1 protein-coding gene is annotated in these 1,536 nt (G+C 49.5%); it reads left to right on the top strand.

The genetic code is table 11. The annotated features are described in order from the left end of the window. Positions 1 to 1,536: insulinase family protein (locus A3751_RS20395; RefSeq protein ID WP_369821270.1), on the top strand; the 1,536-nt coding region annotated here is incomplete at both ends.

Below are 1,536 nucleotides of genomic sequence, written 5' to 3'. Positions count from 1 at the left end.
AGCGTGTTCAGAAATTACTTCTCGACAACGCGCATCGCGTAACCTTGATCCTAAAGCCCGATCAGGGTTACGAAAAGGTTCGTCATGATTTAATGCTTCATGAGTTGGCGGACAAAAAAGCGGCCTTAAGTGAGGAAGGTGTTAAAGAAGTCATTGCCAAAGCCGCAGAGCTAAAAAAGCGGCAGGAGAGCAAAGACGATGAGTCGATTCTTCCCAAGGTTGGTATTGAGGATGTTCCCGTTGAACTTTACTCGCCAACGAGCAAGACACTGTCAGGTTCTGATGAGCAGATAAAGATTACCGGTTACGAGCAGGGAACGAATGGTCTCGTGTATACGCAAGTCATTTTTGAATTGCCAGAGCTCAGCGCTGAGGAACAAGCCTTATTGCCGATTTATACTGCGGTTACGACGGAGCTTGGTGTGGGTGATGCGAGTTATCTCGAACTGCAAAATCAGCAGTCGGCATCAACGGGAGGTGTGCACGCTTTTACTTCGGTAAAAGGAGATATCGACGACGTACAAAATGTCAGTGGGGTGCTGGTGTATTCAGGTAAGGCATTACGTAGGAATGCAAGCGAGCTCATGTCATTGATTCATGATTTTATTCGCGACGTGCGTTACGACGAAGTAGAGCGCATTCGTGAAGTTGTCGCGCAGATGCGTGCACGTCGAGAGCAATCTGTTGTTAACGGTGGTCATAGTCTCGCAATGGGCGCGGCTTCAAGCAAGCTTAGTCCATCTGCAAACCTAAGTTACCGTTTGGGTGGTTTGGCCGGCATTAAGGCCTTGAAGACACTAGATGATGGCTTAAAAGATGAGCAGGCTCTAAGAGATTTGTCTAGCCAGCTAAGTCGTATACATAAGAAAGTCACGCAGATGCCGCGCCAGTATTTGGTGGTCGGTGAGGCCGACGCGCTGGAAGAATTGAAAAGCCTGATCGGCGAAGAATCATTGAGCGAGCCAGAGAATGTATCTGAGTTTTCGCTTCCTCCCTTACGAGAACAGGCGAGGGAAGCATGGATCACCAACACTCAAGTCAACTTTTGCGCCAAGGCTTTTCCTAGCGTAGCAGTTGAGCACTCTGATGCACCTGCTCTAACGGTCTTGGGTGGCTTTCTACGCAATGGGTATCTTCACCGTGCGATCCGTGAGCAAGGCGGAGCTTACGGTGGAGGCGCGAGTCAAGATAGTGCAAGCGCATCCTTCCGATTCTTCTCATATCGTGACCCGCGTTTGACCGAAACCCTAGATGACTTTGATGCTTCCGTCGCATGGTTGCTTGAAACTGAGCATGACCATGAGCAACTAGAGCAGGCCATTCTTGGTGTCATTTCTCAGATCGATAAGCCGCGTTCACCTGCTGGTGAAGCGAAGGGGGATTTTCATAGTTTGTTGTTTGGTCGCACGAAAGAGCAGCGAGCACGTTTTAGGGAGCATGTTCTCTCTGTCACCATGGATGACTTGAAGCGTGTAGCGCAAGAGTATTTGAAATCTGAGGTGGCGAGTGTAGCCGTTGTCTCAAATGCGGCGAACG

This window comes from Oleiphilus sp. HI0080 (genome assembly GCF_001635135.1).
Note: the sequence above shows the minus strand (reverse complement) of the source record. Positions and strands in the feature narration are given on the sequence as shown.